We start from the raw sequence: 1391 nt of genomic DNA on the forward strand, positions 1-1391 counted from the left end.
ACATCACAGGACTCAGCCCTTTCAGCTTCAGCTTGATGCGGTGGTGATTGTAGTAGTGAATGTAGCGTCTGATTCCGGCCTGAAGGGCTTCGATGCTCTCGAAGCGGTTGGGGTAGAAGAACTCCGACTTCAAAGTGCCGAAGAAGCTTTCCATGGTGGCGTTGTCGTGGCAGTTGCCCTTGCGCGACATGCTTTGCGTCAGGGCTCGTTGCGAGAGCAACGCCTGGTAAGCGCCCATCTGATAGTGCCAGCCTTGATCCGAGTGGACCAAGGGGCGATCATCGACTTCCAGCCTTCTGAACGCCTTTTTGATCATGTTGGCGACCATCGCGAATGCCGGACGAGTGGCCGTCTCGTAGGCGATGATCTCGCCGTTATACAGATCCAGCACCGGCGATAGATAAAGCTTTCGCTCGCCCACCCGGAATTCAGTGATATCGGTGACCCACTTCTGGTTCGGCCCCGCGGCATCGAACTGTCTTTGCAGCACGTTCGGCGCAACCCGTCCCACCGTCCCGCGGAAGGCTTGAAACTTCTTCGGGCGCACCAGCGACTTCAGTTTCATGAGGTGCATCAACCGCTGGACGGTCTTGTGATTCACAACAGTGCCCAAATGCCGGACTGCGTGAGTAATGCGTCGATAGCCATAACGCCCTTTGTGCTGCTCGAACACAGAACGAATACGCGCCTTGAGCTGCGCGTGTTTGTCCGCCTTGCGTGAAGCCTTGCATTGGTAGTAGAACGTGCTGCGCGCCAGGCCGGCCACTTTCAGCAGGCCGTCGAGCGCAAACTCATGCCTCAACCCGGCCACTACTTGCGCTTTTTGCGCTGCGCTGTAGGGCTTTCCGAGCGGATCAAGGCATCGAGTTTTTTTAGGTACGCATTCTCCATGCGCAGATAGTTCAGCTCCTTCAGGAGCTCTTCCTTCGTGCGGGCCTCGTCGGATTTGGACGAAACCGCTGGCGCAGATGACTTGGGTTGCTTCACGGAGCGTCCTCGGGGGCGCGGCTCAAGGGCCTGCATACCTCCCGAATCATACCGGCGCTTCCAGACATTAATCGCGCTCGGATTGCGGATATCGAAGATCGCGGCCGTCTCTCGGCACGACAGGGCCTTGGTGTGCATGAACTGCAGCACCTTCAGTTTGAATGGGCCGTCGTAGAAACTGTACTTCTTCTTAAACGCCGCCTCGCCATGCGCCCGCCACGCCGCCACCCATTTACGCACCGTGCCCTGGCCCACGCCATGTTGACGCCCCACCTCTCCGTAACCACCGCGCTCGCCTGATAAATAGTCTTGAACGACTCTGCTCTTGAGTCGTGCGCTGTACTTGCTCATGAAAAAACACCCCAAATCGTTGAACGGGTGTCCAACTTTTGGGGTGCAGTTCA

Annotated in this window: 1 protein-coding gene; it reads right to left on the reverse strand. The window is 57.3% G+C overall.

Features of this window, described 5'->3' with window-relative positions; genetic code table 11:
* A protein-coding gene (locus NCS00_RS33195; protein WP_502801621.1) for an IS3 family transposase occupies window positions 1-1338 on the reverse strand; the annotation gives its coding sequence in 2 pieces (ribosomal slippage) (window positions 1-853 and window positions 856-1338; 1336 coding nt annotated over the 2 pieces). This gene is flagged as partial in the annotation.
* Window positions 1339-1391 lie beyond the last annotated feature (53 nt).

Source organism: Caballeronia sp. AZ1_KS37, assembly GCF_023631165.1.
Classification (GTDB): domain Bacteria; phylum Pseudomonadota; class Gammaproteobacteria; order Burkholderiales; family Burkholderiaceae; genus Caballeronia; species Caballeronia zhejiangensis.